This window comes from Streptomyces rugosispiralis (assembly GCF_024505145.1).
In the GTDB taxonomy this organism is placed as follows: Bacteria; Actinomycetota; Actinomycetes; order Streptomycetales; family Streptomycetaceae; genus Streptomyces; species Streptomyces rugosispiralis.
The window spans coordinates 1-302 of sequence record NZ_JANIAA010000272.1 but is presented as its reverse complement, the minus strand read 5'-3'; the positions used below and the strand labels follow the sequence as shown (position 1 = coordinate 302).

Annotated in this window: 1 pseudogene; it reads right to left on the bottom strand. The window is 68.9% G+C overall.

The annotated features are described in order from the left end of the window. Positions 1-242: pseudogene (locus NP777_RS47410) on the bottom strand (helix-turn-helix domain-containing protein); the annotation flags it as partial. Positions 243-302 lie beyond the last annotated feature (60 nt).

The following is a 302-nucleotide window of genomic DNA, read 5'->3' as shown; positions in this document are numbered from 1 at the left end:
GGTTGTGAGCAGGCCATCGCGATCAGCCGGGCTTCGACCTCGCCGGTCACCGGCGAGGGCACCGGCGGGAGGTCGCGCTTCTTCCGCGCGATCGTGGCGTGAACATCGCCACCGGTTTCGGCGAAGCGCTTGGCGACCAGCCGCAACGTCTCGCCGGAGACGCCGAGACGGGCCGCGATCACCTCCTTGGGGTCCACCTCACCCACCGAGGTATCCAGCGCGAGCAGCACTCGCGCACGCATGATCATCGAGGCTCCACGAACACCCGTCGTGGTCACCCGGACCAACTCCTCGCGGTCCTG